Origin of the sequence: Psychromonas sp. Urea-02u-13 (genome assembly GCF_002835995.1) — a bacterium.
Lineage (GTDB): Bacteria > Pseudomonadota > Gammaproteobacteria > Enterobacterales > Psychromonadaceae > Psychromonas.
Genome location: NZ_PJBZ01000137.1, coordinates 1 through 6154, shown reverse-complemented (window position 1 = coordinate 6154; position 6154 = coordinate 1). Strand labels below are relative to the sequence as shown.

Genomic DNA, 6154 nt, shown 5'->3' with positions numbered 1-6154 from the left:
GGGACTTATGATGAGCAATGGCAAACAACGCGAGCGCCTTATCTACCGCAAGACTTCGATAAGTTATTTTTGAATGCAGCACATCCCGACCTGATTTACCCCGGCTATTTACAAGGTGGCGAGTCAATATTAATTAAAAACATGCATCCTTCAGGCGATATTAAGTTAGCGGTACCGCAAGTAAAAATATTATGTAATGCGGTTGTTAATAATAAATCAGTAGCACTAAAAATGAATATTGAAACATTAACATTACAACCGAATGAACAATTGTTATCAATGGTTTGGTTAGCACCTTTTGAGTGTGATAAAACCCTGTTAAAGATTAAAGAGATTGAAGTAAAACTATCTCGTTAAGGATTGGAGAACACTATGGGACAAACAACATTTGCAAACTCAATGGGTATCGCACATAAAGGTAGCGGCGGTAAAAGTATTGTTTTTCCTGATGTGTGTTTAACGCAAATTGGTAATGCGGTTGTACCTATTCCTTATCCTAATATCGGTGCATCAGCAGATACAGATAAAGGGCCTAAATCTGTTACTACGGATAAAAAAATGCCTATGGTAAAAGGCGCTATTTATACCAAAAGTACAGGTGATCAAGCGGGCAATAAAAAAGGCATTGTCAGTGGAAAAATCGAAGGGGAGTGTGAGTTTATGATGTACTCCTTTGATGTGAAATTTGAAGGGAAAAATGTGTGCCGAATGGGTGACCCGTTATTCCACAATAATAAAAATATAATGGGTTAATTAACTATTTTGTTCAGTTCTACTAATACACTCCAAAAATCAGCCCATGCTTATCGTGATATTAGCGAACAGTTTGTGATTGATGCTTCTTTTTTATGGTTGTTACGTTCGATCAGCGTGAAACAACCTCACTACTATTTAACTGATTTAGCAGATCTTGAAAAACGTATCGACGCCAATTTAGACGGGTTAATGTGCAACTTTGAGCTTGCTTGGGAAATATGCTTAGAGGAGCTACGTTTTGATCAAGCGGGCGAAGCTTTTACTGCAACGATTATCGCTTTTCGCAGTCGAGATGTTAATAAAATAAAAGTTGTCATTGACCACGCTTTTGTTAATGACGATACCTTCAAAGGTGTTGCGTCTGCTATGGCGTGGTTGCCTAAACCTCTTATAAGAGAGTGGTTAGAACGGTTTTTATTCAGTAAAGACTTAAATCATAAGCAGTTAGCGATTGCATTTTGCAGCATTACACGCAAGAACCCTGGTGAGTGTTTAAAAGAATTTTTACAACGAGAAGACTGTTTAAGCCATATTGGATTATTAAAACGTGTGGTTCGATTAATTGGCGAATTAAAGTTATATGCTTTTGGTAATGCGTTGTTACCATTAGCTGAACATGAAGATATTGATGTTAAATTTTGGGCGAATTGGAGCATTGTGATGCTCGGTGAACACAAGTATGCAGCCAATCTTCAAGCTTACCTATTGAGCGACTCTCCATTTTCATCCATCGCGCAACAAGTTATTTTCAAAGTATTACCGATAGATAAAGCACGTTTGTTGATCTCTGATTTTGCGACGCAACCAGAAAGGTTACGCGAAGTGATTCAAGCCAGTGGACTCATTGGCGACCCGCATACGGTGCCTTGGATTATTGATAAAATGAACAACTTTGATACCGCTAAAGTCGCGGGAGAAGCGTTTACTCTAATCACCGGCATTGATTTAGATCGTTACGAGTTATCAATTGAGCCTCCAGAGGATATTGCCGCTGTGCCTAATGATGAACATGCCAATAGCAATGTTGATCTAGACGAAGATGAGAATTTACCCTTCCCAAATGTCAGTAAAATCAATCATACTTGGCTGCATTATCGTGCTCGATATAAAGCCGGTTCTCGTTATATTATGGGCATAGAAGTGAATCAAAATAACCCCGCTACCGTGGCGAAATTAACGAGTATGTTAAAACAAGCAGGGCAACGACAGCGTGCAAGTATTGCATTGACGTTAGCTTTGTTAGATCCGCAGTCATCTTTTGTGAATGTTAAAGCAAGGAGTCTAGTATGAATGAAATAGACACGCTTTATATTGCGGCCATAGGTATGATCACACCCATTGGTTTTAATGCCGAAATGACTAATGCAGCGTTTAAAGCGGGCATCAGCGCTTATAGTGATTCTCCTTATGTTAACAAACAGTTTAAGCCGATTAAAATGGCGCTTGTACCTCAAGATGCATTACCTGTGATTGATGAAAATATCGATGCTTGTCAGTATTATTCTCGTTGGCAAAACCAGCTTATACAGCTTGCACATGCAGGGTTGAATGAAGTGTTTTCAGGTTATAAAGGGGATGCAATCCCATTATTATTAGCTTGTCCTGAACAGTATCGTGATAGTTTAAGTCCACTGCCAAAAGGTTTTTTAAATAGTCTTATTGAGCAAACCGGTTTAGCCATTTGTCCTGATCACAGTAGTATGATCCATTGTGGTCGTGCAGGTGGCATTAATGTTATCGAGCGCGCAATAAAAATTTTTGAACAAACTGATTTTGAAGAAATAGTCATTGGTGGTGTTGATAGCTTTCAACGTACCGAGCTACTGCATTTATTACATGAGCAAGGGCGACTAGCAGGAGAAGATATCGCACATGGTTTTGTCCCTGGTGAAGGCGCTGCATTTATACGCTTGAGCCGCAAACCAGTCACCGTATTTAGCTCCCTAAACATCATCAGCCTTAACATCCCTGGGATCTCACAAGAGCAAGGCCACTTATACAGTGATGCCCCTTACCGCGGTGATGGGCTGGCTAATGCGGTGACGCATGCCTTAAATAATACTCCACAAGCAACCATTCATAGTGTTTACCAAACCATGAATGGGGAGGTATATTGGGCAAAAGAGATCGGCGTGGCAATGACGCGTAATAGCAAGCGTCTATCGAAAACCCTAAAACAGCAACATCCCGCTGATTGTTATGGTGATCTTGGGGCCGCTAGTGCTGCCGCTTTGATTGCTCTTGCTGCGTTAGACTTAACCACACAAGTGCCTAATAGCGCACATTTAATTAGTTGTTCATCGGATTTGCAATACCGTGGTGCCGTTACTTTGGCAACCATCAAGGAAGATGCCATAAACCCTATGGCCAGCCAACAGGAATTTAGCGCATGACACAAGTAGGCGAAGGCGTTGCTCTAGGCAACATTAGCGAAGAAGAAATCCCGTACCATTTTTCTGGTATTCAAATTTGTTATCCTAATGGTAAGCCTTATACGGAATTTGTACCTTTGTTCGCCACACTTAATGGCAGCAAAAATCCGAATCCTGTGAACCTCGAAGGATTCAGTTTCTTATCTCACTTAGAGCCAGGGTCGAGTGTTAGTTTTGAAATTGGCCAGGATCCGGGTGATGAATTAACAAAAACACGCCAAAGCATTAAAGATTCTTTAGATGAAATTATAGTCCTCGAGCTTCATGAGCAAAAGATCATGGATGACATATTTGATGATGAGCAATGGTGGATGCAAGGCACTATTATGCTTGGTGCATTTATGTCGGGTGTTGGTGATGGTGCTATTGGTCTGGTTGAGTTTACTGGTGATGTGGCTGAAACAGGGGCAAAAGCGTTATGGCTTAATATCCAAAGTCAGGGAAATATGCTTGAAGCTGGTTGGGAAAAGTATGTTGAGGGAGACAAAAAAGGTTACTTTGATAGTCTAGATGAAAAAAATAGTAAAGACTTTGCTGATGCTTTTGGTATAACACCCGAACAATTAAAAAAGAACATGTTACTCGCTTATGAAATGATGGCATTTATTGCAGAGGATAGTGAAGTACAAAAATTACTCGCTGACTTCTCTGTTGAATATGTTAAAGCGCAATCTAAAGTTGAAATGGTTAATGTTGCAGGTTCTGCTGCGTTTGATATTATTTTAGGTGCCGTGCTTGCATTGACTACAGGCGGTGCAGGTAACGTTGCACAAATTAGCGCAAAACTTCGCCATGTTACCCAGCTTAAAGGTCTTGCAATGAAGTTTCAGAAGTTACTTAAACTTCAAAAACAGAAAAAAACACATATTCCAGAAGTAAAAGGCAACCTAGATGAAGTTGTTAAACATAATGTCGAGTTGCCTAAAGCACTTAAATTAGACACAAATAAAGTCAAAGATGAGACCTTGAAAAAGAAGAAAGAAGAGAAGAAAGAAAGCAACGAAGCAGATAATAAAGAGCAGCAACAAGACAACTCACAAGCTAAAACTAACAGCGACGAAACCGGTAAAAATGACGGTGATCAAGTTTGTTCGGCTGACAGTAAAACCTGCCAAGGCGGTGAGCCAATCAGTTTGGTGACTGGTGAAGAAATTTTACCACTTACTGACTTTACCCTTGATGGTCCATTAAGTCAGCCTTGGGAGCGCCGTTATAAAAGTAGTAACTTACAAAATATTGGCTTAGGTTATGGTTGGACACATCCCTTTGCTGAATCATTAAATACCGCTAAAAATGGTGCTATTAACTACCGCAATAGTGAAGCGCGTAACATTAGTTTGCCACTGCCAATGATGAAAGGCGATACAACAACTAACCGTGCAGAGCAATTACAATTAACCCGTCTCGATAGTAACAGTTATAGCCTACGGTCATTAGGCGCGAGTGTTGAAAAAATATTCAGTCAAAATCAAACCAACGGTGCATTTGTATTAACACAAATTCGAGACAGTTTTGGTAATCACTTTTCACTGAGTTATGCGAATGTTGCTAATGGTATTGAACGTTTAGTACATATCACCGCCAGTACGGGGTCGCAGTGGAAATTACATTATAATAAGCAGGCGCAGCTTTCACATGTTGATTGGCAAACCGCTGCTGGGCATCAACAAACCTTGGTGCAATATCAGTACGATAATCAGCTTGATTTAACGGCTGCTACCGATGCAAAAGGTAATCGCGAGCAGTATCGCTATAAAAACCACCTGATAACCCAGCGTACCTTAAAAAGCGGTTACAGTTATCATTTTCTATGGGATGGTGATACCAATAAAGCACGCTGTGTGCGCAACTGGGGTGATCATATTAATGGTCAACCGACCTATGAGTATCACTTTAATTGGGATAAGGCGAACAACCGTGTTGCCATCACCGATACCCGTCGTGGTACTGAAACCTATCAGTTTAATGATCGCGGTTTACCTGTTTATCATCAAGACCAAGAAGGTGGTGTTACCCGTTATAGTTATGATGAGCGTGGCAACCTAGTTAGTGAAACTAATCCAATGCAAGCTGCACTGCGTTATGTCTATGACTATTCAAATGATCAGTTACGTACGTTTATTGATAGCAGCGGTGCACAACACCAACTTGAGCGTGATAGTTTAGGTAATATCACGGCGAGTATTGATCCGCTTGGTAACCGTTGGCAACGTAGTTATAACGAACTAGGGCAACTGAGCCAGCAAAGCAATCCACTCGGTGAAAGTCATCATTACCAGTATAACGAGCTAGGTCTAGTCAGTCGTATCACCGATCCGCTTGAACAATCGTGGCATTATATATGGGATAACCAAGGGCAATTGATCGCCATGCGCGACCCTAATGGCCTCAATACCCGCTATCGTTACAATGCGGCTAATCAAATTGACACCATTACTTACCCTGATGACAGTACAACGCACTATCGTTACGATGCCAATGTCCAGTGTACGGCGATTAAAGGCCCCGATGGTGAAGTACAACAGTTTGCTTACAGCCCGCTCGGTTTATTAACACATCAGGGGGACAGCAGCGGTAAAACAACGCAATACCAATATAACGGTTTATCGCAAGTGGTTAAACGTATTGACCCATTGGGTCAAACACTCGACTACCACTATGATGGCGAGCGTAACCTGATTGGCTTAACCAATGAAAAAGGGAAAGACTATCACTTACGTTACGACCTTAACGAGCGCCTTATTGAGGAAGTTGGTTTTGATGGCAGACTACAAAAGTACCACTACAACGCAGCAGGGCATCTAACGGCCAGCGATGATATTAGCGAAAATGGCAAAAGCCTGCTTGGCAGATTGCATTACCAGCGTGATACTGCAGGTCGCTTAATTAAACAATATGCAGCCGCGCCGCAAGCCGCTAATGAGCAAACAGCTTCTAAAATATTACTCAATAGTTTTGATTATGAC

At 41.1% G+C, this 6154-nt stretch carries 5 protein-coding genes; all 5 read left to right on the top strand.

Annotation, left to right across the window (positions count from 1 at the left end):
- A partial coding sequence (locus CXF74_RS20355; protein ID WP_157822482.1) for a DUF2169 domain-containing protein occupies positions 1-357 on the top strand: 357 nt, incomplete at its 5' end.
- A gap of 15 nt (positions 358-372) precedes the next feature.
- Positions 373-753: a DUF4150 domain-containing protein gene (locus tag CXF74_RS20350; RefSeq protein WP_101084354.1), complete on the top strand. Its 381-nt coding sequence runs from the start codon at positions 373-375 to the stop codon at positions 751-753.
- A gap of 9 nt (positions 754-762) precedes the next feature.
- Complete coding sequence (locus tag CXF74_RS20345) at positions 763-2046, top strand: TIGR02270 family protein (RefSeq protein WP_157822481.1); 1284 nt, start codon at positions 763-765, stop codon at positions 2044-2046.
- Positions 2043-3149: a hypothetical protein gene (locus CXF74_RS20340; protein ID WP_101084352.1), complete on the top strand. Its 1107-nt coding sequence runs from the start codon at positions 2043-2045 to the stop codon at positions 3147-3149. The genes CXF74_RS20345 and CXF74_RS20340 overlap by 4 nt, the downstream gene beginning before the upstream one ends.
- The coding region (locus CXF74_RS20335) for a DUF6531 domain-containing protein (protein WP_198552940.1) at positions 3146-6154 on the top strand (3009 nt) is incomplete at its 3' end. The genes CXF74_RS20340 and CXF74_RS20335, both read left to right, overlap by 4 nt.